We start from the raw sequence: 22,160 nt of genomic DNA, 5'->3' as shown, positions 1-22,160 counted from the left end.
AAGACTATAAAGTCATTGTTGTCGATAGGACTACAGTATTTTTAACTAATTGATTTTTAACGTTTTATTTTTTGGCACGGAAACTGATAAGCCCAAGGTAGTCAAACCAAGCTTAGGAGTCACCTTTATGCTTAGCCTTCAAGACCGTGCCATTGTTAAATCCACCGTACCGCTGCTGGAGAGCGGCGGTGAAGCGTTAATCACGTACTTCTATCGCATGATGCTGTCGGAATACCCTGAAGTGCGGCCGCTGTTCAATCCGGCCCACCAGGCCAGCGGTGACCAGCCCCGTGCCCTGGCCAATGGCGTATTGATGTATGCGCGGCACATCGACCAACTCGACTCGCTGGGCGATTTGGTGGCCAACATCGTCAATAAGCATGTAGCCCTGCAAATCCTGCCGGAACACTACCCGATTGTCGGTACCTGTTTGTTGCGCGCCATTGCCGAGGTCTTGGGCGAGGAGGTGGCGACCCCTGACGTCATCGCGGCCTGGGGCGCGGCCTATAACCAATTGGCAGATATCCTGATCGGTGCCGAAGCCCGTCTCTACGACCAAAAACACCAGGCGCCGGGCGGCTGGCGCGGTGCGCGGGAGTTCACTGTCGTGGACAGGGTTGAAGAGAGTGCGGAGATCGTTTCGTTTTACCTCGAGCCCGCCGACAACGGCCCGCTTCTCGCGGCCGAGCCGGGCCAGTACATCGGCATGAAACTGGTCCTCGATGGCGAGGAGATTCGGCGTAACTACTCGCTGTCCTCCCTGTCGGACAAGGGGCGGTACCGCATCAGCGTCAAGCGCGAAAGCGGTGGCCGTGCGTCCAACTACTTACATGATTCTCTGCCTGTCGGCGCGAGCCTCCAGTTATTCCCGCCTTCGGGTGAGTTCACGTTGGCAGCCAGTGACAAACCGCTGGTGCTAATCAGTGGTGGTGTCGGCATCACCCCGATGTTGGCGATGCTCGAAGCGGCGGTGGCGACTCAGCGTCCGATTCACTTTATCCACTGCGCGCGCAATGGCAGCGTGCATGCTTTTCGGGACTGGATCGACGGGATGGCGGAGCGTTACCCGCAGCTCAAACGTTTTTATTGCTATGCCGAAGATGATGGCGTTAGCCCCGCAGCGCACAAGCTCGGGCTGTTAAGCCAAGAGCAATTGGGCGAGTGGTTGCCGCCGGAGCGGGATCTGGATGCCTACTTCCTGGGCCCCAAGGGCTTCATGGCGGCGATCAAGCGTCACCTCGGGGCGTTGGGTGTGCCGCCGCAGCAAAGCCGTTATGAGTTCTTCGGGCCGGCCTCGGCGCTGGAGTAAACGGTGCGCGGACTCGGGAGTCCGCTACCGCTGGATGGTCGCCCGTGGTTTTGAATGTCGAAAAAACACTCAAAAATTAATCCGCGCTTAACCGGTTTATCGTTTATTCCCCTCAAATTCCGCTGACACGCGTCAGGCTCTCAAAGCTTTTCGCTGGCGTGTAGACTGGCGGGCAGTCGATACCTTGAAGGGAAACGCAATGAGCGAGGAAACAATGCGGTTGGGACGTGAGCGACGTTATCTGGTGTTGCTGGGCATTATTTGTCTGGCACTGATCGGTGGTGCGCTGTACATGCAAGTCGTGCTGGGTGAGGCACCATGCCCGCTGTGTATCCTGCAACGTTATGCGTTGCTGCTGATCGCACTGTTTGCGTTTATGGGCGCAGCGATGCGTACCCCTCGCAGCATTACGGTGTTTGAAACCCTCGTGGTCATCTGCGCGCTGGCGGGCGTTGCCGCCGCCGGGCATCACGTCTACACCCAGTTTTACCCGGCAGTCAGCTGCGGTATCGATGTGCTGCAACCGATTGTCGATGGCCTGCCGCTGGCGAAGATTTTTCCGCTGGGCTTCCAGGTTGACGGCTTCTGCGACACGCCTTACCCGCCGATCCTCGGGCTGTCTCTGGCGCAGTGGGCTTTGGTGGCCTTTGTTCTGATCGTGGTGCTGGTGCCATTGCTTGTATCGCGTAACCGTAAAGCGCTGAGCTGAGGTCTTTCGGCCCTGCGCGGCAGACAAAAACAACGCTCCGTTCCTCTTTGAGAGGGCCGGGGCGTTTTACATTTCAGGGCTCAGGTAAAAAGAGTGTGATGCGGGACAATGAAGGGTGTCGCGCATGTGCGACATGTTGTCACAGCTTGGGTGCCGCAACGCTTCAAAAAGTCGGATTTAAGTGCATAGCTACGCAACGAAATGGGCCACTCTGAGCGGCCGCCCTCTGAAACCGGAACGCGACGCAACAGGCAGTTTTAACAAGGTCTGCTGAATCGACACCAGCCCTGTCATATGGGGGCTTTGGCAGGGTCTACCGACAGTGCTGGGCGCTGAAGGCTGTCTGAACTGTGGGTGGTAAAGCTATAGGTTTTGGTATTTTTGTTGAGAACTAATTTCGATATGATGTGCAACTTTTGCGGAATTTGTGATTGATTGTTGCCGGATTGGATAGAAATTATTTCGGGATAAGACATGGTTTATAAAGCGCTACGTATCTACAATCGGCGTCACTGAATTCCCAGCACTGCTCACCCCAGAGCAAATAGGGAGTCGAGGCGCTTAACGGCTTCTTATGGCTCCCCAGGTGTTGGTGCCTTCCGACTATCCGCACCAAATGGAATTGGTCTGTAACAAGGCCTTTGACCATGAATTCGAATAAGAACTCACCGCTGGCCCAGGATTTGTCGAACAGCGTCTGACGCGCGACGGGCGGCCCTTATTCAATCCAAGAAAATGCCAACCCTTGGCAGGGTGAAGTGTTGGCGATCAAAACCCAACTGCATTGCGCAAGCTGCTTTAGAGGTCGTGAGATGAGTAAAAACAGGTACCCCAGACTACTAGGCTTATTGCCGCTGCTCGGCACGCTGTTGCTGTCAGGCTGCAACATGACCCTGCTCGATCCCAAGGGCCAGGTTGGCCTCGACGAGCGAAACCTGATCATCACCGCAACGCTGCTGATGCTGTTGGTCGTTGTGCCGGTCATCGTCATGACGTTCTTGTTCGCCTGGAAATATCGCGCTTCCAACAAGGACGCTGTCTACGCGCCCAAGTGGTCGCACTCCACCAAGATTGAAATCGCGGTGTGGGCTGTCCCGGTCCTGATCATCATTGCCCTGGGTTACGTGACCTATAAGTCGACCCACGCGCTGGACCCTTACCGTCCGCTGGAATCCGACGTCAAGCCGATCACCATTGAAGTGGTCGCGATGGACTGGAAGTGGCTGTTCATCTACCCGGAACAGGGTATCGCCACGGTTAACAAAATCGTGTTCCCGGCTCACACACCGGTCAACTTCAAAGTGACTTCCGACACCGTGATGAACTCGTTCTTCATCCCGGGTCTGGGTGGCCAGATTTACGCAATGGCGGGCATGCAGACCAAGCTGCACCTGATTGCCAACCAGAATGCTGAGATGGACGGTATCTCCGCCAACTACAGCGGCGCGGGTTTCACCGGCATGAAGTTCAAAGCTATCGCCACCTCTCAGGAAGATTTCGATGCCTGGGTCAGTGATGTCAAAAAGGCACCTAAACAGCTAGAAAGCGCTGAATACGCAGCCCTTTCCAAGCCAAGCCAAAACAACCCGGTTGAGCTCTTTTCCTCGGTGACACCCAACCTGTTTCAGACCATCGTCGACAAGTACGAAGGCATGAAACCAGGTCCGATGAAATTGCACGAAGGGAAGGAAGAGAAAGAAGTGGCCGCTATGGAAGGGATGGACAAGAGTTCGCATTCAGCTGCCGGGGCAGAGGAGTAAACGATGTTTGGTAAATTAAGTCTGGAAGCGATTCCGTTCCACGAGCCGATTGTCATGGTGACCATTGCCATGATCGCGCTCGGTGGTCTGGCGGTGTTTGCTGCAATCACCTACTTCAAGAAGTGGACCTACTTGTGGACCGAGTGGCTGACGTCGGTCGACCACAAGAAAATCGGTGTGATGTACATCATCGTTGCCATGGTCATGCTGCTGCGTGGTTTTGCCGACGCCATCATGATGCGTTCCCAGTTGGCCATGGCCACCGAGGGTTCACCTGGCTACCTGCCGCCTGAGCACTATGACCAGATCTTCACCGCTCACGGTGTGATCATGATCATCTTCATGGCGATGCCATTCTTCACCGGCCTGATGAACCTTGTCGTGCCGTTGCAGATCGGCGCGCGTGACGTGGCTTATCCATTCCTGAACTCCCTGAGCTTCTGGCTGCTGGTGTCCGGCGTTGTGCTGGTCAACCTGTCCCTGGGCGTCGGCGAATTCGCCCGTACCGGTTGGGTTGCTTATCCACCGCTGTCGGAACTGGGCTATAGCCCGGGCGTGGGTGTGGACTACTACATCTGGGCACTGCAGTTGTCCGGACTGGGTACGACGCTAACCGGGGTCAACTTCCTGGCCACCGTGCTGAAAATGCGTACCCCTGGCATGAAGATGATGGACATGCCGATCTTCACCTGGACCTGCACCTGGGCCAACGTGTTGATCGTGGCTTCGTTCCCGATTCTGACCGCTACCCTCGCTCTGCTGACCCTTGACCGCTACATGGATTTCCACATTTTCACCAATGAACTTGGTGGTAATCCAATGATGTACGTCAACCTGTTCTGGGCGTGGGGTCACCCCGAGGTTTACATCCTGATTTTGCCGGCGTTCGGGATTTTCTCCGAAGTCATCTCGACCTTCTCCGGCAAGCGTCTGTTCGGCCACCACTCGATGATCTACGCCAGTGGCGCGATCTCGATCCTGGGCTTCATGGTTTGGCTGCACCACTTCTTCACCATGGGTTCGGGTGCCAACGTCAACGCCTTCTTTGGGCTGGCGACGATGCTGATCTCGATTCCGACGGGGGTGAAGCTATTCAACTGGCTGTTCACCATTTACCGCGGGCGTTTGCGTATCACCAGTCAGGTTCTGTGGACCCTGGGCTTTATGGTGACCTTCGCTATCGGCGGCATGACCGGTGTACTGCTGGCCATTCCGGGTGCGGACTTCGTCTTGCACAACAGCCTGTTCGTGATCGCTCACTTCCACAACGTGATCATCGGCGGCGCCGTGTTCGGTTACATCGCCGGTTTCAGCTTCTACTTCCCTAAAGCGTTCGGCTTCAAGCTGCACGAAGGTTGGGGCAAGGCAGCGTTCTGGTTCTGGATCACCGGCTTCTTCGTCGCGTTCATGCCGCTCTATGCACTGGGCTTCATGGGCATGACCCGTCGTCTGAACAGCACCACCAACCCTGAGTGGGTGCCTTACCTGTACGTTGCGATGGTCGGTGCGATCCTGATCGCCATCGGTATTGCCTGCCAGTTGATCCAGCTGTACGTCAGTATTCGTGATCGCAAGCTGCCAGAGAACATGTGCGAAGCCGGCGACCCGTGGAATGCCCACACGCTGGAATGGTCGACCTCGTCGCCACCACCGTTCTACAACTTTGCCGTTCTGCCGAAAGCCGAAGGTATCGACCCGTTCACCGAGGACAAGGAAAACGGTACCGCGTACCAGACTCCGACTCGTTACGAGCCGATCCACATGCCAAACAACACGGCGACCGGTGTGGTCATGGGTGCTCTGTTGACCGTGTTCGGTTTCGCAATGATCTGGCACATCTGGTGGCTGGCTATCTTCGGTTTGGTCGGCACCATTGTGTACTTCGTGATTCACGCTGCTCGTGATGACCAGGGCTATATGGTCCCGGTTGAAACGATCGAGCGCATCGAAGCCGAGCAGCACAAGCGTCTGGTAGAGGCCAAAGCGATTCCGGCCAACGCTACCCGTGTTGAAACCTCGTTGGAACAGGCTTAAACCATGTCGAACTTAGTGACCACTGCTGGACACGCCCATGTCGATGACCATGGGCACGATGACCATCACCACGACTCGGGCGAGATGACCGTATTCGGTTTCTGGCTCTACCTGATGACCGACTGCATTTTGTTTGCGTCGATCTTCGCGGTGTACGCGGTACTGGTTAATAACGTAGCGGGTGGCCCTTCGGGCCACGACATCTTCGAACTGCCCTACGTGCTTGGCGAAACCGCCTGCCTGTTGCTCAGCTCGATCACCTACGGCTTCGCCATGCTGGCGTTGTTCAAGGGCAATAAGAAGGCGGTGTTGGGCTGGTTGGCCATCACCTTTCTCTTCGGCCTGGGCTTCATCGGCATGGAGATCAACGAGTTCCACAAGCTGATCTCCGAAGGCTACGGCCCTAGCCGCAGCGGCTTCCTGTCCGGGTTCTTCACCCTGGTCGGCACCCACGGTCTGCACGTGACCAGCGGTCTGATCTGGATGGCGATCATGATGTATCAGGTCCAGAAGCACGGCCTGACGTCGACCAACAAGACGCGTCTGAGCTGCCTGAGTCTGTTCTGGCACTTCCTGGACGTAGTGTGGATCTGCGTATTCACCGTTGTTTACCTGATGGGGACTCTGTAATGGCTAATGCACACTCCCATGACGGCCACGACGCCGGCCACGGCAGCGTTAAATCCTATGCAATCGGCTTCATTCTGTCGGTCATCCTGACAGTCATTCCGTTCGGCCTGGTGATGTACCCATCGCTGCCGAAAGCCATGACGCTTTGGATCGTGCTGGCCTTTGCGGTGATTCAGGTGCTGGTTCACCTGGTGTACTTCCTGCACCTGGACCGCTCGGCTGCGCAGCGCAACAACGTGGTGGCGTTTATCTTCGCCGCGTTGGTCATTGTCCTGCTGGTTGGTCTGTCGTTGTGGATCATGTTCAGCATCCACACCGTCATGATGGCGAAGTGAGGTAGACCCGATGTCGCTCAAGCACTTTATCCAAATCACCAAACCGGGGATCATTTTCGGTAACGTGCTTTCTGTGGCTGGCGGGTTCTTCCTGGCCTCCAAAGGGCATGTCGATCTGGCCATCTTCCTGGCTGCAATGATTGGCACGTCCCTGGTGGTGGCTTCCGGTTGCGTGTTCAACAACTGCATTGACCGTGACATCGACCTGAAGATGGAACGCACCAAAAACCGCGTGCTGGTCCAGGGTTTGATCTCCCTGAAGCTGGCGCTGATTTATGCGACCGTCCTGGGTGTTGCCGGCGTTGCGCTGTTGTATAAAGTGGCCAACCCTTTGGCCGCGCTGTTCGCGGTCATCGGTTTTGTCATCTACGTCGGCTTCTACAGCCTGTACCTCAAGCGCAAGTCGGTTCACGGCACGCTGGTGGGCAGTCTGTCGGGGGCTATGCCGCCGGTGATTGGCTATGTTGCTGTGACGAACAGCTTCGACATGGCTGCGCTGACGTTGCTGGTGATGTTCAGCTTGTGGCAGATGCCGCATTCTTATGCCATCGCGATTTTTCGCTTCAATGATTACTTGGCCGCATCGATTCCGGTGCTGCCTGTGAAGCGTGGGATTCAAGTGGCCAAGAAGCACATTTTGCTCTACATCCTGGCGTTCCTGATCGCAACCTTGATGCTGACCTTCAGCGGCTACGCCGGCATGAGCTACCTCGCCGTCGCCGCGGCCATGGGCATGTACTGGTTGTACATGGCGTGGACCGGCTACAAGGCAGTGGATGATACGGTCTGGGCACGCAAGCTGTTCGTGTTCTCGATCTTCACCATTACCGCGTTGAGCGTGATGATGTCCCTGGACTTCAAAGTGCCGAGTGAATTGTTGCTGACCTACGCGCCTTAAAGTCTGGATGCTGTAGAAAAAACCCCGCCTTCGAGAGAAACGCGGGGTTTTTTATTGGGCGTTCTCTGCCGCGCGTGGTGCCCTACTTTTGTTTCTCCGGCTGATGACCCTGCGTTGACGATAAGACAGCAAAAAACAGTCGATGCAAAAAAGCCCCCGTCTCAGTTTCAGTCCGGGGGCTCTTTAGTCAGGCGCCAAGTGCGCCGAGATGACTCGTGTTACTGCGCAGTGATGCTGTAGCCATCAAACGCGGTTTGTTGCTGCAAGGCGGTGATGATGTTCTTGCGGTTGACCGCTTGCTCGGTCCCGGAATTGTCCAGGAACATGTCGTTTTCCAGCTCAGCCTCTTCACCTTCTCCGACGAAGTTGAACCCAAGGAATTCCAGGGCTTGGCGGTCAACGTTCAGTCGCGAACGCGGCGTTCGTAGCGGCAACGTGACGCTCACGCCATCCTTGCTGATGGTGAACACTTCGACTTCTTTCTTGGCGCGTGCGGTTTTGTTTTTGCCGCTGCCAGGGTTGCTGATGGCTTGGTGCGTCTGGTTCAGGACTTTCAGTGCCAGACCATAAACAATCTCTTGAAACGCTGGGTCGTCTTTGAAACTCGACAGAATCCGGCTGATCGGGAACTTGCTGCTCAGGTCTTCCAGCGCGGCAATATCCGCGGCTTCGGCATCCTTGAGTTGCTTGAGTTCGCCCATGAGTTCGTAGGCTTTATCGTCGTCGAAGCTATCGTGAGCCTGCCGAATCGCGGTGCGTAATCCGCGGATTTGGTCGCTTTCCCGGGTAGATTGAAAAGCATCCAGCACCATCTCACTGATGGTCTTGGCCTGGGGCACATGCTGTGAAAGATTGATGGAGTTTTCGTATTCCGCTTTGGACGACAAGGTGACTACGGATTCAGCGGTGTTGGAATCAGACATTGAAATTTCACTACTTCTTTAACTTGAGTTGAGGCGAGAAAGCACAGGGCCTTGTCAGGGCGACTAATCTATTGGACGGAGGCGGCGTTGTCACGACCCAACGGGCAAGCGGGCCAAAGACTTTCGCAACATTAATGATCGAAACACTCGGTACAGTAGGGTCGTTCGCCCACAGAACGACCCGGTGGCAAAGCCTCAGGCACACGCCTTGAGCAACACTCCCTGCCGTGTCGCCGATAGTTCTCGCGGCACGGCGGCCTGATAGAAGAAGTTCTGTGCCAAGCACTCGACTATTTCCCCGGCGAATTCAAATTCATCGAGCGAACCACCCCTTGCTCAGCCGTTTGCTCATCCAATGGCAACGAGAAGCGAAAGCTTGCACCACGCCCTGGAATCTCGATCAACTGAATCTCACGACCATGCAGTTGCAGGATCCGGTGCACGATCCTTAGCCCCAACCCTCCATCGCGTCGCGCGCCCCCAATATTAAATGGGCGCAGAAATAGGCCCTCGCGCAGCTCGGGTGCGATACCGGGCCCAGTGTCACTGACGATGACCTCGACGAACAAGCCTTGGGGGCGCAGGCTCACTTCGACTTCTCCCCCTTGAGGTGTATGGCGCACGGCATTGTCGAACAGGTTGGTCAGCACCCGCTCTATCAACCCCAGGTCGGCGCAGGCGCCGGCAACGTTCGGGGCGAAGGTGGCCTTGAGTTCGACCTGACGCGCTTCAGCGGTGAGTTCGAACTTCTGGAAGATGTCCTGTACCAAATCGGTCAGTGAAAAGCGCTCCAGCACCGGTTGCACGAAACCGTGTTCCAGTCGTACCAGTTCAAGCAGCGATTGCGCCAGGCCGCCGACCTTGCGGCTTTGATCCAGGGCGATGCCCAGGTAGCGGCGCCGGTCGGCGGCTGACAATGTGGCGTCCTTGAGCGACAGAGTTTCCAGGTAACCGTGCAACGAGGCCAGCGGCGTGCGCAGGTCATGGGAGATGTTCGCCACCAGTTCGCGGCGCTCCTGGTCCTGGCGGGTCAGCGAGCGCCATTGTTCGCTAAGGCGGGTTTGCATTTGCCGAAAGGCGCTGTCGAGTATCGCAATTTCGTCGTGACTGGCGGACTGTGCCAGTGGTGTTGTCTCGGACGGCGCCATCGGTACGCCGTCGATATCGAACTGTCTGACGGTTTCGGTCAAGCGCCGTAACGGCCGGGTGATCAGGGCAAAGGCAGTGAGGCCGGCAATCAGGCACAGCAGTGCGACCAGTCCGATGGACAACAATGCGGTATTGAGCGCCGCACTGGTGGCGCCTCGTTCGGCGAAGCGGTCGTGTTCTTCGCTAAGCAGCACCACGTAAAGATAGCCCGCCGGTTTGCCGTTGACCTGTAACGGTGCGGCGCTGAAGACCTTGCGCCCATCGGCGCTGCGCGGGTCGTCACCGAGAATCGGCAGCGCATCCCCATTTAGCAGCCGTTGGATGGGTAGCAGATCGACCCGTTGTCGGTGGATCCGGCCCTCGGGCGCAGCGCTCCCAACGATCCGCCCTTCGGTGTCCAGCAGGTACACCTCGACGCTGGGGTTGACCAGCATCAGTTGGCTGAACAGGTCGCGTACTGCGTGCGGCATCAGACCATTACTGTCCATCAGCACGGTGTCATGGGCGATGTGCTGGGCGAGGTCACGGGACAGTCCTTGCACCACTTCCAGTTCATGCATCTGATTGGCGCGCACCTGCATCCATGCCGAGGTGCCGCAGCACACCATCAGCAGAACGGCGAACACCAGGGACAGGCGCTGAGTCAGGGTCAATCTCATGATTGCTCCTCTCTGGCGGCGAATTTGTAGCCTCGGCCCCATACGGTGAGGATGCGCAACGGTTGCGCGGGATCAGTCTCGATCTTGGCCCGCAGACGGTTGATGTGGGTGTTGACCGTGTGCTCGTAACCTTCGTGGCTGTAGCCCCATACCGCATTGAGCAGATCCATGCGCGAAAACACCTTGCCCGGTTGGCGGGCGAAGAAATACAGCAGGTCGAATTCTCGGGGTGTGAGGTCCAGACGGCGGCTGTCGAGTGACACATCGCGGGTGATCGGGTCGATGGACAAGCCGTCGAGGGTCAGGCCGCCGGCGTCCATTTTCAGGTTGCGGGCCATGGCGTCGACCCTTCTTAGCAGGGCCTTGACCCGAGCTACCAGCTCAAGCATCGAGAAGGGTTTGGCCAGGTAATCGTCGGCGCCCAGCTCCAGCCCAAGAATACGATGCAGTTCGCTGGATCGTGCGCTGGTGATGATGATGGGGGTGTAGCGGGCCATGGCCCTGGCACGGCGACAGATTTCGAGGCCGTCCACGCCGGGGAGCATCAGGTCGAGGATCAGTGCGTCCCAGCTTCCCAACTGCAGCAGGCGCATGCCTTCGTCCCCGTCAGCGCAATGCACTACTTCGAACTGCTCATCGCGTAGATGCAGGCAGATAAGGTCTGCGATATGCAGGTCGTCCTCGACCACCAGGACGCGTTTGGTCTGTTCCATGAAGCTCAATCCTTTGCAGCGTAATGGGCGCATTGTGCGGGTTTTCCTCAGCCTGAGTTATCACGAATTGTTTAACTTCCCGTGAGGATTTGGCGATCAACTCAAGCCTAGGCTGTGTTCCTTATCAGGCACCCTGGATTTTTGGAGACGGTCATGTTTTCAAGACGACAATTTCTTTTAGCAAGCGGTGGGCTGGGGGCTACAGCCCTGGTGCTGGGTGTGTTGCCAAAATTTGCCGCCCGTTCTGGCCTGGTCAGTTCTGCCGACGCGGCGCAGGGTTTTGAAGTGACTCACAGCGACAGCGAATGGCGCTCCCTGCTCAGCGCGGAGCAATACGCGATCCTGCGGGAGGAGGGCACCGAACGGGCCTACACCAGTCCACTGAATGATGAGCATCGTGCGGGTACGTTTGCTTGCGCCGGGTGTGCGTTGCCGGTGTTTTCCTCCGAGACCAAGTTCGACAGCCGAACCGGCTGGCCGAGTTTCTGGGCGCCGTTGGACAAAGCTGTGGCGACCCGCGAAGACCATTCTTTTGGCGTTCTGCGCAACGAAGTCCACTGTCGGCGTTGCGGTGGTCATTTGGGGCATGTCTTCGATGACGGGCCTAAACCGACAGGCCTGCGTTATTGCATGAATGGTCTTGCACTAACTTTCGAGCTACGCGCGGCGTGAGTCGCCTTTTACCTTCCTGGGAGTCAGTACCATGAAAACTCTGTTCACCTGGCGCCGTACTGTGTTCGGCGTGGTCGCGGCCAGCATTGTAGGCCCATGCTCGGCATTTTCTTTCGGCGCGGCGCAGGATGCGGTGGTCATCTCCCCACCGGTCCTCGACGAAACTACCCAGGCCAAAACTGAAACCGCAGTGTTTGCCGGAGGTTGTTTCTGGGGGGTGCAAGGAGTGTTTCAGCATGTCAAAGGCGTAAAGAATGCCGTCTCCGGCTACGCCGGCGGTGCGGCCAATACGGCTCAGTATGAGCGCGTCAGCGACGGCAATACCGGGCATGCGGAGTCGGTCGAAGTCACGTTTGACCCCAGTCAGGTCAGTTATGGCACCTTGCTGCAAATCTACTTCTCGGTGGCCCACAACCCGACGGAACTCAACCGCCAGGGCCCGGACAGTGGCACCCAGTATCGGTCGGCGATCTTTGCGCAAAACGCTGAACAACAGCGTATCGCCCAGGCCTACATCGGCCAGCTTGATGCCGCTCATTCGTTCAATAAACCCATCGTGACCACACTGGAAACCTACAACGGTTTCTACCCGGCCGAGGACTATCACCAGAACTTCCTGACCGAACATCCGACGTATCCCTATATCGTGGTCAACGATATGCCGAAGGTCGCGCAGTTGAAGCAGTTGTACCCGGAGCGGTATCAGGAAAAAGCCGTACTCGTGAAGGTCGGGTCTTGACTGCGAGCACTGCGATCAGGGCAACTGATCCAGGCGTTTGCCCATTTCGAGGGCGCGCATTTCATAGCCCAATTCTTCGTACAACCTAAGCGCCGTGGCGTTGAATGCCCACACCGTCAGTCGCAGATCCGTGGCGCCTTGTTCGATGGCCCAGGTTTGAGCAAGTGACATCAATGCCCGGCCAATACCTTGGCCGCGAGCGCTGTCGTTAACGCACACCGACCCGACTCGGCCGACGCGCTGGGGTTGCATCAGGGGGCTGTTGATCTGTGTGACTTGCACGGTGACGAACCCGACCGCTCTGCCAGCTTGTTCAGCGATAAACGTGACTTGGCGCTCACCGTTGATGCACGGCTGCCAGTGCATGCTGTCTCGCGCGAAATCTTCGGTGGCCGGCGCATAGATGTCCGGCCGCTCTTGATGGTGAAGACTGTTGAGCTGCTGGCCCAGTTCGCAAACGGCGAGAAGGTCGTTTGTTGTTGCCTGGCGATACAGGGGGATTGGCTGCATTGGCTTTCCTTGGCGGTTTGGTCAGTGAGTGGATGGTCTATCGAATACGTCGCAGTGTCCCTGCCAAGCGGGTATCGATGTCGCACGCCGGTGGAGGAGATTAGTCGAAGACGTTTTACCCCAACGAGTGCTTGCCCCACCTCTGCAGGGCGAAGTCGACGAAGCTGCGCAACTTCGGCAAACGATAGCGATCCTGGGCGTACACCAGGTTCATTGGTCGGCTCGGCAGTTGGTAATCCTGCATCAATGCCACCAGTTTTCCGTCCTTGAGGTCTTGCTCCACCAGCGCGTCGGGCACCATGACGATGCCCATTCCGGTTCGCGCCGCTTGATGCAAACCCGCCGAACTGTTGATCAGCATCGGACCGCTCACTGCGACAGTGACCTCGCCTTCGGGCCCGCGCAGACGCCAATTTTTGCCTACCGAATGCCAGTCATCACCCTCAGGATAGGCAAAGGCCAGGCAGTCGTGCTGTTGAAGGTCATGGGGGTTGTCCGGTGTTCCTCGGCGTGCGAGGTATTCCTTCGACGCACACATCGTCAGCGTGTAGTCGATGAGTGGGCGGGCAATCAGGTTGGACTCTTCCAGATTGCCGAGGCGAAACGCGACGTCGAAGCCGTATTCCATCAGATCCGGACGCCGGTTTGTGAGCACCACATCCAGCTTGACCTGCGCACAGCACAAGGCAAATTCGCTCAGCGCCGGTGCTAGGCGCTCAGTGCCAAAGGTCAAGGGTGCGGTGATGCGCAACGTGCCGCTGGGCTCGTCCAGCGCCTGTTCGGCCAGACGTTCGGAATCGGCCACCAACCCCAGCACTTCAAGGCATCGCTGGTAGTAGGCGGTGCCGAATTCGGTCAATCGCTGACGCCGGGTGGTGCGGTTGAGCAGCCGTACCCCGAGGCGTTGCTCCAAGGCCCGCAGGTGATTGCCCACCATGGTGGTGGACATTTCGCATTGCAGCGCGGCGGCGGTCATGCTGCCGGCTTCCACCACTCTGACGTACACAGTCATTGCCTGGAACAAGTCCATTATCAAGCTCTGCTTTTAAATGATTGAAGTGTTGCGCTGTTTATCCAGTTCAGGTGGCTAACCATACTGCAAAAACACTGACTATTGATGGAGCTTGATGTCATGACCGCCGCCTGCCTGATGAGCACTTACCAACCCTTGGCGTTGAGTTTCAAGAAAGGCCTGGGCACTCGCCTTTGGGACCAGGCGGGTCGCGAGTACCTGGATGCCGTGGCCGGTGTGGCCGTGACCAACGTCGGCCACTCTCACCCCAAAATTGTCGCCGCCATCAGCGAGCAGGCGGCGCTGTTACTGCACACGTCCAACCTCTACAGCATCGACTGGCAACAGCAGCTTGCGCAGAAGTTGACGCAACTGTCGGGCATGGATCGTGCGTTTTTCAACAACTCTGGTGCTGAAGCCAACGAGACAGCCTTGAAACTGGCGCGGCTTTACGGCTGGCACAAAGGCATTGAGCAGCCGCTGGTGGTGGTGATGGAAAACGCCTTTCACGGTCGCACGCTGGGAACCTTGTCGGCCAGTGATGGCCCTGCGGTCCGTCTGGGGTTCAGTGAGCTGCCGGGGGGGGTCGTCAAAGTACCGTTTGGCGATCTCGCGGCGCTGGACAAGGTCCGGCAAGCCCACGGCCAGAGGATTGTGGCGATTCTGATGGAGCCGATTCAGGGTGAAAGCGGTGTGCAACTGGCACCACCCGGTTACCTAAGAGCACTGCGCGAGCTCTGCAACCGGCACGCTTGGCTGTTGATGCTCGACGAAATTCAGACCGGCATCGGCCGTACCGGTCAATGGTTTGCCTTTCAGCACGAAGGCATCGTTCCAGACGTCATGACCTTGGCCAAAGGTCTTGGCAACGGCATCCCCATTGGCGCCTGTCTGGCCAGGGGCAAAGCCAGCGAGCTGTTTACCCCCGGCAGCCATGGCAGCACGTTTGGTGGTAATCCATTGGCCTGTCGGGTCGGTTGCACGGTGCTGGAGATCATTGAGGAACAAGGCCTGCTGAAAAACGCCAGTGTCCAGGGGGCGCTGTTGCTCGCCAGGTTGTGCATCGAACTGGCCGGTCATCCGAACGTGCTGGCGATTCGTGGACAGGGTTTGATGATCGGTATCGAACTCAAGCAGCCGATCCGCGACTTGACCCTCATCACCGCGCGGGATCACGGCTTGCTCATCAACGTCACACGTGGCAAAACCATTCGTCTGCTGCCGCCGCTGACGATTGATGAGCGGGAGGTGGAGATGATTGTCAGAGGCATTTGCCGGTCGTTGAGCACGGTCTGACAGAGGCCGATCGGCATCAGCGTGAAGGGGCTCAGCAGTGATGCCTGCGCACATCGTCGCTGAGCCACTTACTCAGCATGACGCGCTTTCTTTTTCGCCCGCCAGTGCCGAATCAGCGCAATCATCGCGCCGAGCACCAAAACCCCGAGGGCAATCGGCAATCGGTAAGGTTTGAGATTTCCCAACAAGCCCTCCAGCGCAAGCCCGGCCCAGTAACCGGCGCTGGCGAATATCGTGGCCCAGACCACCGCCCCCAGCGCGTTCAATAGACTGAACCGTAGCGGCGACAGGCCGCTGGCGCCGATTACCACCGGCCCCACCAGGCGCATGCCGTACAGAAAGCGCACGGCAAAGACCGAGATTGACGGGTAGCGCTGGATTAGTCCGGTCACGCGGTCGATGGCCGCTTGTTTGCGTTGTAAGCGCGGTAACAGCCGTGCGCCGAAGTAACGTCCGACCCAGAACAACAACTGATCCCCCAGCATTCCACCCAGGCTGGCCCAGGCAATCACCGTCCACAGGTGCAGCAGGTGTTGGTGCGCCGCCATGCCCGCCAGTATGAGGATGGTTTCGCCTTCCAACAGGCAGCCAAAGAACACCGCCCAATAGCCGTAGGTTGCGAGTAAATAATTGAAGTCTATGTGCTCAAACAAGGTCGTTCCCCCAGGCTTTCCACCAACCGAACCAGATAACCGTCCGGGTCTTTCACCAAAAACTCACGCTGCCCGACCTCCACCGCGCCCGCGCGATACCAGGCATCAGCACTGGAGCGATACAGCGGCCATTCAGCTTCGGCCAGCCGATGGAGGATTGGTTCGACTGAATCGACTGTGATCTGAAAGTTGATACCTCGGCCAAACGGTGCCTCCAGCTTAGCCGTCAGCCATTGGCCTATGTTCGAGTTGTATTGCTCAAGCATGAGTTGAGCGCCGTTTTGATCAAGGTAGGCAAATCCCTCTTCAGGGCGCTCGTAAGCGATGTTGAAACCGATCAGTGCCGTCCAGAAATGCAGACTTTTCAGAATATCGGTAACCATCAACTCAGGAACCAACGTGCTCCGTACAAACATACACATCCTTGCTAAGCGGGTCGTTGACGTGGGCCAGGATTAGCAGCACACCGGCTGAGCGTCAGTCATCATGTTGCGGTGCAACCATGCGCGTTTTCGGCGAGCCGTTGGCGTTGTGCTGATAGATTTCCTGCGGCTGGCCCTGGTCATTGAAAAAGACGTGTCCGATGCCCGCCGAGTTCCACAGCCGCTCACCTGCCTGGGCATGTTCGGGGGTATACGGAACAATACGCATCCGCCGCCTCTTGGTCAGCCAGTTGAGCGGCGAGCGCGGCGAATAAAGCCAGCGGTTGAGGCGGTCGAACCCTGCAAGCAAGGCGCGCGGGAATTCGTTTTTGATACCGCTGCTGGTGATCTGCCAAATGTGCGGGTCGGCCTTGCGATGTCGGATCAGCACTTCGTAAACGAAGGAATAATGCACGTCGCCTGACAGCACCACGTAGTTACCGGGTGTGCGCGAGTGTCGGAAAATGTTCAGGATTACCTGGGCCGCCCCGCGATGGGCCATCCAGTTTTCAGCGTCTACCAGCAGTGGATAACCGCACCAACTGAATACTTTTTGTACCGCTTCGATCAGTTTGACGCCGAAGATCGGTGCCGGCGATACGATGATCGCCGACGGGTGATCCAGAAGTTGCTGTTGCAGTTCGCTAAGGGCCTCCCAGTCCATCAGGCCGGACGGTTGTTTTAGGTTCATCTCGCTGCGCCAGCGTCGGGTGCGGGTGTCGAGCACCACCAGGGCAGGCGAGGTCGGCAGCACGTAGTGCCAGTTCTGAAAACTCAGCAGGGTGTCGATCACATCGTCCTGGACGGCACTGTCGAGGCAGTGGTCTGGCCCGGTGTTGCTCAAAACACGGATTTTTTCCAGCAATCCACTGAACGCGTCCGGGTTATTTCCCCAGCCTTGGCAGAGCAGGTAGGCAAGCAGCGCGTTACCGATGATGCGCTTGGAGAGCGGGTGACCGTAGGCCGTTTCCTCCCACTGCGCGCTAAGGTTCCAGTCATCGGTAATGTCGTGGTCGTCGAAAATCATCAGGCACGGCAGATGCGCCATGGCCCGTGCACTGCCACCCAGACCGCTTTTGAAGTCATCGATACGGGTCTGTTCAAGGGTGTAGCGCGCAAGTTCAGTTGGCTTCAGCGCCGGTGGTTGAGGCGCAATCAGCGTCCAGGGGGTCGGCGACCAGACCAGCAGGTACATGGCCATGACTTCGGCGAACGTTACCAGATGGTTGTCGGCACTGCTGCTGGTGAAAATAGGCTTACGCACACCGCCGAAAAATCGCTCGCGCAGTGTTTCGTTGCTCTCAAGCTCCGGTAGCAAATCTGCACGGTGGTAGTAACTGGCCGGGTGGTCGTAGAGTGTTGCGCTGTCGCTGACCACCGCGCCGTTGAGGTGTTCGTCGAACAACCCCAGGCGTTTGATCAAGGCATGTATGGCCCGCAGCATTGGCCCCGCCACGTCGTCGGCGTACACCTGATCGCCGCTCATCATTAACAGTGCCGGTCGCTGTTGCGCGTCGGACTCTTCAGCGAGCAAGCGATCAACACAGAGCAAACCATCGGCCGCCGGATGGTGGGGCTTACGGCAGGAACCGTGCAGCAGTTGATCGATCTGTTCACGCAGTACAAAGTTCGGCGCGTGGGCGTTGCCGTAGAGCATATGGGGCGCCCAATCGGCGATGCCAGACTCCACGTTATCAAGCAACAGGTCGTACTCGATCAGCGTGTCGCAGGGCAGCGCGTCCAACAGCGGCACGTCGATCAAATGCACAAAGGCGTGCCGGCCGACCGCAATCACCGTGCAGTGCTCGGCATTCAGCGCGATGTCGCCCACACCTTGCAGACGTAACGTCAGCGACAGCGCCCTCGACCCTACCAGCCACATCACCAGGCGCTTCGGTTCAAGCCGCCGTAACAGCGGCCCTACAAGGACCGCTGGCAGCGGGGTGCAGTCGTCGGGCAATGGCAGGGCAGCAGGCATGCGGATTCAAAGTTCTTGGCGCAGAGGCCGGCGATGATAGCGCAGTCGATGTCGAAGTTACGCCGCAGCGTGTAAGGATATTCAAGCGCGGGAAAAACTCAAAATGTGAGTACCCATTGGCGATTGTTGTTCAACGAGCGCCGTTTTATGTCCCGACACCGCAAAGCGTTCAGCCCCTGTCGCTTCACACCTTGCGGCGACACCAAGCTATCGATTTCAGAACCCAGCGGCCGGTTCTCCTTTGCATTGCTGGGTGGTTTTCTGTGGTTTGCCTTGCTTTCTCTCGGCGTCATGACGCGCGATGCTGGCCATGCTGGAGACGTCGATCAAACCCACCACGCCGACCGTGGTGTTGAGTGCAAAGCGCTCCAAGGTGTTGACGGAGCGCAGTGGGTGGTGCGTGCAACAGATCGTTGATGAACACCTTGGGTTCGCCAAAGTCCGCGACGCAGTTATGCACACCCTGCTGGAAAAAGTCCGCAGTTAGAGATAGCTGTTCTGCGGGCTTGGTCGACGCTGGCCCCTTATCTATCTATGAGCGCAGACCGTCAATTTCAGCGGCGCTCATTGGACGTCTTTCAGGTAGTCCTTGAGCGCGATGAGTGGTTGGGCCAGTTGCTCCAGGGTCTGAGCCGCGGCAACGTTGGCGGACAACTTATGCAGCTCGCGGCCCAGTGGTGTCTCAACACCGCCTAAAGCGGTCAGCGCCAAACTCAGGCATTCATCCACCTTACGCTGAATAGTCGCAACATCACCTCTGCGAATCAGCAAGCCAAACACGTCTTTTTGGTAGTCGCTCATGATCAGATCGTCACGCAAAACCGGACTTTGACCTTCCGTCTCGTAGACCAGCTTGAGGGCGAAAAGGGCGACTGTTTCCAGCTGCGATTCCATAGTGCGGATCCTTGTGATGTCTTATCGGTCGGTCATGGCTACTTTTCTACAGACGAAAAAAAGGCCTTGCAAAGCAAGGCCTTTCTTAATTTTGGTGCCCCGAGGGAGACTCGAACTCCCACTCCTTTCGAAAACGGATTTTGAATCCGCCGCGTCTACCAATTCCGCCATCAGGGCTCAATGGCGGCGAAGTATAGAGATGAGATTACCGTTGGTCAATCACGTTTCGTGGTCTATTTTCACTATTTCCGCTAGACTTCCGGCCCCTGCTAGACGAACTCCATCATGCGCGTTGCTGACTTTACTTTCGAACTCCCTGATTCGCTGATCGCTCGCCACCCTTTGGCTGAGCGTCGCGGTAGCCGCCTGTTGACCCTTGATGGGGTCAGCGGCGCCCTGGCACACCGTCAATTTATTGATTTACTCGAGCATTTACGCCCGGGCGACTTGATGGTGTTTAACAATACCCGGGTGATTCCGGCACGGCTGTTTGGCCAGAAAGCTTCCGGCGGCAAGTTGGAGATTCTGGTGGAGCGGGTGCTCGACAGTCATCGCGTGCTGGCCCATGTGCGCTCCAGTAAGTCGCCCAAGCCTGGGTCGAAGATCCTCATCGACGGCGGTGGCGAAGCTGAAATGCTCGCGCGTCACGATGCGTTGTTCGAGTTGGGGTTCGCCGAAGAGGTGTTGCCTCTACTTGATCGTGTCGGTCACATGCCGTTGCCTCCTTACATAGATCGACCGGATGAAGGCGCGGACCGTGAGCGTTATCAGACTGTGTACGCCGAGCGCCTGGGTGCTGTAGCCGCGCCGACGGCGGGGCTACATTTTGATCAGCCTCTGCTCGAAGCTATCGCCGCCAAAGGCGTCGACACTACGTTCGTGACGCTTCACGTGGGGGCCGGCACGTTTCAGCCAGTACGCGTCGAAAACATCGAAGATCACCACATGCACAGCGAATGGCTTGAAGTCAGCCAGGACGTGGTGGATGCGGTTGCCGCATGCCGTGCGCGCGGTGGGCGGGTGGTGGCCGTGGGGACCACCAGCGTGCGCTCTCTCGAAAGTGCTGCCCGCGACGGCGTGCTAAAGCCTTTCAGTGGCGACACCGATATCTTTATCTACCCAGGCCGGCCGTTTCATGTGGTCGATGCCCTGGTCACCAACTTCCATTTACCTGAATCCACATTGTTGATGCTGGTTTCGGCGTTCGCCGGTTATCCCGAAGCCATGGCGGCCTACAAGGCTGCTATCGAGCATGGTTACCGCTTTTTCAGCTACGGTGATGCGATGTTTATCACCCGTAACCCGGCGCCACGCGGCCCTGAGGAAACAGTATGAGTCGTATGTCGTTTGAACTGCTGGCCACTGATGGCAAGGCGCGTCGCGGTCGTCTGACCTTTCCGCGCGGCACCGTCGAAACACCGGCGTTCATGCCTGTCGGCACTTACGGCACAGTCAAGGGCATGCTGCCACGGGATATCGTCGCCACGGGCGCAGAAATCATCCTGGGCAACACCTTTCACCTGTGGCTGCGCCCTGGCACTGAGGTCATCAAGAAGCACGGTGATTTGCATGACTTTATGCAATGGAAAGGCCCGATTCTGACCGATTCCGGTGGTTTTCAGGTATTCAGCCTGGGCGCCATGCGCAAGATCAAGGAGGAGGGCGTGACCTTCGCCTCCCCGGTAGACGGCGCTAAAGTGTTCATGGGGCCGGAAGAGTCGATGCAAGTCCAGCGTGATCTGGGCTCCGACATCGTCATGATTTTTGACGAATGCACGCCTTACCCCGCTGACGAAGACGTCGCTCGGGTGTCGATGGAGCTGTCGTTGCGCTGGGCCCAGCGTTCGAAAAATGCGCATGGCGATAATACGGCGGCGCTGTTCGGTATTGTTCAGGGCGGCATGCATCAGGACCTGCGCATGCGCTCCCTCGAAGGCCTCGACAAGATTGGCTTCGATGGCCTGGCTATCGGTGGTTTGTCGGTGGGCGAGCCCAAGCACGAGATGATCAAGGTGCTGGATTATCTGCCAGGCATGATGCCGGCTGACAAACCTCGTTACCTTATGGGCGTTGGCAAACCGGAAGATCTGGTTGAGGGTGTGCGCCGCGGTGTGGACATGTTCGATTGCGTGATGCCAACCCGTAATGCCCGCAATGGGCATCTGTTTATTGATACAGGCGTGCTGAAGATCCGTAACGCGTTCCATCGCCATGATGATTCGCCGCTGGATCCGACCTGCGATTGCTACACCTGCCAGAACTTCTCCCGTGCTTATCTGCACCATCTGGACAAGTGCGGCGAAATGCTGGGTAGCATGTTGAATACCATCCACAATTTGCGCCATTACCAGGTGCTTATGGCTGGTTTGCGCGAGTCTATTCAACAGGGTACATTGGCCGCCTTTGTCGATGCCTTCTACGCCAAACGCGGGCTACCTGTTCCGCCTTTGGACTGAGTTTTCTGACCCCTAGATTCAATATTTGCAACTGGAGTGCTAAATGAGCTTTTTTATCTCTAATGCCATGGCTGACGCTGCTGCACCTGCTGCAGGCCCAATGGGTGGCGGCTTTGAGTGGATTTTCCTGGTCGGCTTCCTGGTCATTTTCTACCTGATGATCTGGCGTCCACAGGCCAAGCGCGCCAAAGAGCAGAAAAACCTGCTGGGCAGCCTGCAAAAAGGCGACGAAGTTGTGACTACTGGTGGTATCGCCGGCAAAATCACCAAAGTAGCCGATGATTTCGTGGTTCTGGAAGTTTCCGACACCGTGGAAATGAAGTTCCAAAAAGGCGCCATCGCCGCCACGCTGCCAAAAGGCACGCTCAAAGCGATCTAAGTTCCAACTTTTACTCAATCGACGGGGCGC

General features: G+C 57.4%; 22 protein-coding genes, 1 tRNA gene and 1 pseudogene. 13 read left to right on the top strand and 11 right to left on the bottom strand.

The features are described from left to right. Nucleotides 1-127 precede the first annotated feature (127 nt). From hmpA to cyoE, 7 genes are all read left to right on the top strand, one after another. Entirely contained in the window at nt 128-1,309 is a 1,182-nt protein-coding gene (gene hmpA / locus RHM68_RS20395) for an NO-inducible flavohemoprotein (protein ID WP_322218464.1), read from the top strand. A gap of 199 nt (nt 1,310-1,508) precedes the next feature. Next, on the top strand, nt 1,509-2,018 hold the full coding sequence (locus RHM68_RS20390) for a disulfide bond formation protein B (protein WP_322218461.1): 510 nt from the start codon (nt 1,509-1,511) through the stop codon (nt 2,016-2,018). Nucleotides 2,019-2,830: 812 nt separating this feature from the next. Beyond that, the gene (gene cyoA / locus RHM68_RS20380; RefSeq protein ID WP_322218459.1) at nt 2,831-3,778 is read left to right on the top strand and encodes a ubiquinol oxidase subunit II; all 948 of its coding nucleotides are present in this window, start codon (nt 2,831-2,833) and stop codon (nt 3,776-3,778) included. 3 nt (nt 3,779-3,781) lie between these two features. Next, nucleotides 3,782-5,812: a cytochrome o ubiquinol oxidase subunit I gene (gene cyoB / locus RHM68_RS20375; RefSeq protein WP_322218457.1), complete on the top strand. Its 2,031-nt coding sequence runs from the start codon at nt 3,782-3,784 to the stop codon at nt 5,810-5,812. A 3-nt stretch (nt 5,813-5,815) separates the two neighbouring features. Further along, nucleotides 5,816-6,442 (top strand): cytochrome o ubiquinol oxidase subunit III, encoded by a 627-nt coding sequence (locus tag RHM68_RS20370; RefSeq protein ID WP_322218455.1) that lies wholly within the window; start codon nt 5,816-5,818, stop codon nt 6,440-6,442. Beyond that, entirely contained in the window at nt 6,442-6,777 is a 336-nt protein-coding gene (gene cyoD, locus RHM68_RS20365) for a cytochrome o ubiquinol oxidase subunit IV (RefSeq protein WP_322218453.1), read from the top strand. Before RHM68_RS20370 ends, cyoD begins: the two co-directional genes overlap by 1 nt. Before the next feature lie 10 nt (nt 6,778-6,787). Continuing rightward, nucleotides 6,788-7,675, top strand: a complete 888-nt coding sequence (gene cyoE, locus RHM68_RS20360) for a heme o synthase (RefSeq protein WP_322218451.1) — start codon at nt 6,788-6,790, stop codon at nt 7,673-7,675. Between the two features lie 218 nt (nt 7,676-7,893). Here the strand turns inward: cyoE and RHM68_RS20355 are convergent, their stop codons facing one another. The 3 genes from RHM68_RS20355 to RHM68_RS20345 form a co-directional block, all read right to left on the bottom strand. Then, nucleotides 7,894-8,598 carry a hypothetical protein gene (locus RHM68_RS20355; protein ID WP_322218449.1) on the bottom strand — a complete coding sequence of 235 codons (705 nt, stop codon included), beginning with the start codon at nt 8,596-8,598 and terminating at the stop codon, nt 7,894-7,896. A gap of 290 nt (nt 8,599-8,888) precedes the next feature. After that, nucleotides 8,889-10,406: a HAMP domain-containing sensor histidine kinase gene (locus tag RHM68_RS20350; protein WP_322218447.1), complete on the bottom strand. Its 1,518-nt coding sequence runs from the start codon at nt 10,404-10,406 to the stop codon at nt 8,889-8,891. Continuing rightward, nucleotides 10,403-11,119, bottom strand: a complete 717-nt coding sequence (locus RHM68_RS20345; RefSeq protein ID WP_322218444.1) for a response regulator transcription factor — start codon at nt 11,117-11,119, stop codon at nt 10,403-10,405. The genes RHM68_RS20350 and RHM68_RS20345 overlap by 4 nt, the downstream gene beginning before the upstream one ends. 153 nt (nt 11,120-11,272) lie before the next feature. Here RHM68_RS20345 and msrB point away from each other — a divergent pair, with 153 nt between their 5' ends. Continuing rightward, a complete protein-coding gene (gene msrB, locus RHM68_RS20340; protein ID WP_322218442.1) occupies nt 11,273-11,791 on the top strand; it encodes a peptide-methionine (R)-S-oxide reductase MsrB in 519 nt (172 codons plus the stop codon). Nucleotides 11,792-11,822: 31 nt separating this feature from the next. Further along, nucleotides 11,823-12,530: a peptide-methionine (S)-S-oxide reductase MsrA gene (gene msrA, locus RHM68_RS20335; RefSeq protein WP_322218440.1), complete on the top strand. Its 708-nt coding sequence runs from the start codon at nt 11,823-11,825 to the stop codon at nt 12,528-12,530. A gap of 15 nt (nt 12,531-12,545) precedes the next feature. Here the strand turns inward: msrA and RHM68_RS20330 are convergent, their stop codons facing one another. Both RHM68_RS20330 and RHM68_RS20325 read right to left on the bottom strand, forming a co-directional pair. Continuing rightward, entirely contained in the window at nt 12,546-13,040 is a 495-nt protein-coding gene (locus RHM68_RS20330) for a GNAT family N-acetyltransferase (protein ID WP_322218437.1), read from the bottom strand. 115 nt (nt 13,041-13,155) lie between these two features. Further along, a complete protein-coding gene (locus RHM68_RS20325) occupies nt 13,156-14,070 on the bottom strand; it encodes a LysR family transcriptional regulator (RefSeq protein ID WP_322218435.1) in 915 nt (304 codons plus the stop codon). A gap of 102 nt (nt 14,071-14,172) precedes the next feature. On the opposite strand from RHM68_RS20325, the gene RHM68_RS20320 reads away from it, so the two are divergent. Further along, the gene (locus RHM68_RS20320; RefSeq protein ID WP_322218433.1) at nt 14,173-15,348 is read left to right on the top strand and encodes an aspartate aminotransferase family protein; all 1,176 of its coding nucleotides are present in this window, start codon (nt 14,173-14,175) and stop codon (nt 15,346-15,348) included. 68 nt (nt 15,349-15,416) lie between these two features. On the opposite strand, the gene RHM68_RS20315 is transcribed toward RHM68_RS20320, so the two are convergent. From RHM68_RS20315 to RHM68_RS20290, 6 genes and pseudogenes are all read right to left on the bottom strand, one after another. Then, nucleotides 15,417-16,001: a DedA family protein gene (locus tag RHM68_RS20315; protein WP_322218431.1), complete on the bottom strand. Its 585-nt coding sequence runs from the start codon at nt 15,999-16,001 to the stop codon at nt 15,417-15,419. Further along, nucleotides 15,986-16,417 carry a VOC family protein gene (locus tag RHM68_RS20310; protein WP_322218429.1) on the bottom strand — a complete coding sequence of 144 codons (432 nt, stop codon included), beginning with the start codon at nt 16,415-16,417 and terminating at the stop codon, nt 15,986-15,988. Before RHM68_RS20310 ends, RHM68_RS20315 begins: the two co-directional genes overlap by 16 nt. 61 nt (nt 16,418-16,478) lie before the next feature. Further along, on the bottom strand, nt 16,479-18,401 hold the full coding sequence (locus tag RHM68_RS20305) for an alkaline phosphatase D family protein (RefSeq protein WP_322218427.1): 1,923 nt from the start codon (nt 18,399-18,401) through the stop codon (nt 16,479-16,481). Between the two features lie 282 nt (nt 18,402-18,683). Then, nucleotides 18,684-18,879: pseudogene (locus RHM68_RS20300) on the bottom strand (MlaA family lipoprotein); the annotation flags it as partial. A gap of 86 nt (nt 18,880-18,965) precedes the next feature. Beyond that, nucleotides 18,966-19,295: a hypothetical protein gene (locus RHM68_RS20295; RefSeq protein ID WP_322218425.1), complete on the bottom strand. Its 330-nt coding sequence runs from the start codon at nt 19,293-19,295 to the stop codon at nt 18,966-18,968. Nucleotides 19,296-19,387: 92 nt separating this feature from the next. Then, nucleotides 19,388-19,472 (bottom strand) — tRNA-Leu (locus RHM68_RS20290). A 108-nt stretch (nt 19,473-19,580) separates the two neighbouring features. Between RHM68_RS20290 and queA the strand changes: the two genes are divergently transcribed. The 3 genes from queA to yajC are packed head-to-tail and all read left to right on the top strand — an operon-like array spanning nt 19,581 to nt 22,130. Beyond that, on the top strand, nt 19,581-20,630 hold the full coding sequence (gene queA / locus RHM68_RS20285) for a tRNA preQ1(34) S-adenosylmethionine ribosyltransferase-isomerase QueA (RefSeq protein ID WP_322218423.1): 1,050 nt from the start codon (nt 19,581-19,583) through the stop codon (nt 20,628-20,630). Nucleotides 20,631-20,635: 5 nt separating this feature from the next. Continuing rightward, nucleotides 20,636-21,751: a tRNA guanosine(34) transglycosylase Tgt gene (gene tgt / locus RHM68_RS20280; protein WP_322223879.1), complete on the top strand. Its 1,116-nt coding sequence runs from the start codon at nt 20,636-20,638 to the stop codon at nt 21,749-21,751. A gap of 43 nt (nt 21,752-21,794) precedes the next feature. Further along, nucleotides 21,795-22,130: a preprotein translocase subunit YajC gene (gene yajC, locus RHM68_RS20275; protein ID WP_053214538.1), complete on the top strand. Its 336-nt coding sequence runs from the start codon at nt 21,795-21,797 to the stop codon at nt 22,128-22,130. Nucleotides 22,131-22,160: the final 30 nt, after the last annotated feature.

It is taken from the genome of Pseudomonas sp. DC1.2, from assembly GCF_034351645.1.
Taxonomy (GTDB): Bacteria; Pseudomonadota; Gammaproteobacteria; order Pseudomonadales; family Pseudomonadaceae; genus Aquipseudomonas.
The sequence above is the reverse complement of the archived record's forward strand: the minus strand, read 5'-3'. Positions and strand labels throughout refer to the sequence as shown.

What these genes read in the sequence shown, in the direction of transcription:
- RHM68_RS20325 (WP_322218435.1), bottom strand. Translation starts at nt 14,070, where the DNA reads ATGGACTTGTTCCAGGCAATGACTGTGTACGTCAGAGTGGTGGAAGCC.
- RHM68_RS20330 (WP_322218437.1), bottom strand. Translation starts at nt 13,040, where the DNA reads ATGCAGCCAATCCCCCTGTATCGCCAGGCAACAACAAACGACCTTCTC.
- yajC (WP_053214538.1), top strand. Translation starts at nt 21,795, where the DNA reads ATGAGCTTTTTTATCTCTAATGCCATGGCTGACGCTGCTGCACCTGCT.
- RHM68_RS20320 (WP_322218433.1), top strand. Translation starts at nt 14,173, where the DNA reads ATGACCGCCGCCTGCCTGATGAGCACTTACCAACCCTTGGCGTTGAGT.
- msrB (WP_322218442.1), top strand. Translation starts at nt 11,273, where the DNA reads ATGTTTTCAAGACGACAATTTCTTTTAGCAAGCGGTGGGCTGGGGGCT.
- cyoD (WP_322218453.1), top strand. Translation starts at nt 6,442, where the DNA reads ATGGCTAATGCACACTCCCATGACGGCCACGACGCCGGCCACGGCAGC.
- RHM68_RS20345 (WP_322218444.1), bottom strand. Translation starts at nt 11,119, where the DNA reads ATGGAACAGACCAAACGCGTCCTGGTGGTCGAGGACGACCTGCATATC.
- RHM68_RS20295 (WP_322218425.1), bottom strand. Translation starts at nt 19,295, where the DNA reads ATGGAATCGCAGCTGGAAACAGTCGCCCTTTTCGCCCTCAAGCTGGTC.
- msrA (WP_322218440.1), top strand. Translation starts at nt 11,823, where the DNA reads ATGAAAACTCTGTTCACCTGGCGCCGTACTGTGTTCGGCGTGGTCGCG.
- queA (WP_322218423.1), top strand. Translation starts at nt 19,581, where the DNA reads ATGCGCGTTGCTGACTTTACTTTCGAACTCCCTGATTCGCTGATCGCT.
- RHM68_RS20350 (WP_322218447.1), bottom strand. Translation starts at nt 10,406, where the DNA reads ATGAGATTGACCCTGACTCAGCGCCTGTCCCTGGTGTTCGCCGTTCTG.
- RHM68_RS20355 (WP_322218449.1), bottom strand. Translation starts at nt 8,598, where the DNA reads ATGTCTGATTCCAACACCGCTGAATCCGTAGTCACCTTGTCGTCCAAA.
- RHM68_RS20305 (WP_322218427.1), bottom strand. Translation starts at nt 18,401, where the DNA reads ATGCCTGCTGCCCTGCCATTGCCCGACGACTGCACCCCGCTGCCAGCG.
- RHM68_RS20370 (WP_322218455.1), top strand. Translation starts at nt 5,816, where the DNA reads ATGTCGAACTTAGTGACCACTGCTGGACACGCCCATGTCGATGACCAT.
- RHM68_RS20310 (WP_322218429.1), bottom strand. Translation starts at nt 16,417, where the DNA reads ATGTTTGTACGGAGCACGTTGGTTCCTGAGTTGATGGTTACCGATATT.
- RHM68_RS20390 (WP_322218461.1), top strand. Translation starts at nt 1,509, where the DNA reads ATGAGCGAGGAAACAATGCGGTTGGGACGTGAGCGACGTTATCTGGTG.
- cyoA (WP_322218459.1), top strand. Translation starts at nt 2,831, where the DNA reads ATGAGTAAAAACAGGTACCCCAGACTACTAGGCTTATTGCCGCTGCTC.
- cyoE (WP_322218451.1), top strand. Translation starts at nt 6,788, where the DNA reads ATGTCGCTCAAGCACTTTATCCAAATCACCAAACCGGGGATCATTTTC.
- cyoB (WP_322218457.1), top strand. Translation starts at nt 3,782, where the DNA reads ATGTTTGGTAAATTAAGTCTGGAAGCGATTCCGTTCCACGAGCCGATT.
- hmpA (WP_322218464.1), top strand. Translation starts at nt 128, where the DNA reads ATGCTTAGCCTTCAAGACCGTGCCATTGTTAAATCCACCGTACCGCTG.
- tgt (WP_322223879.1), top strand. Translation starts at nt 20,636, where the DNA reads ATGTCGTTTGAACTGCTGGCCACTGATGGCAAGGCGCGTCGCGGTCGT.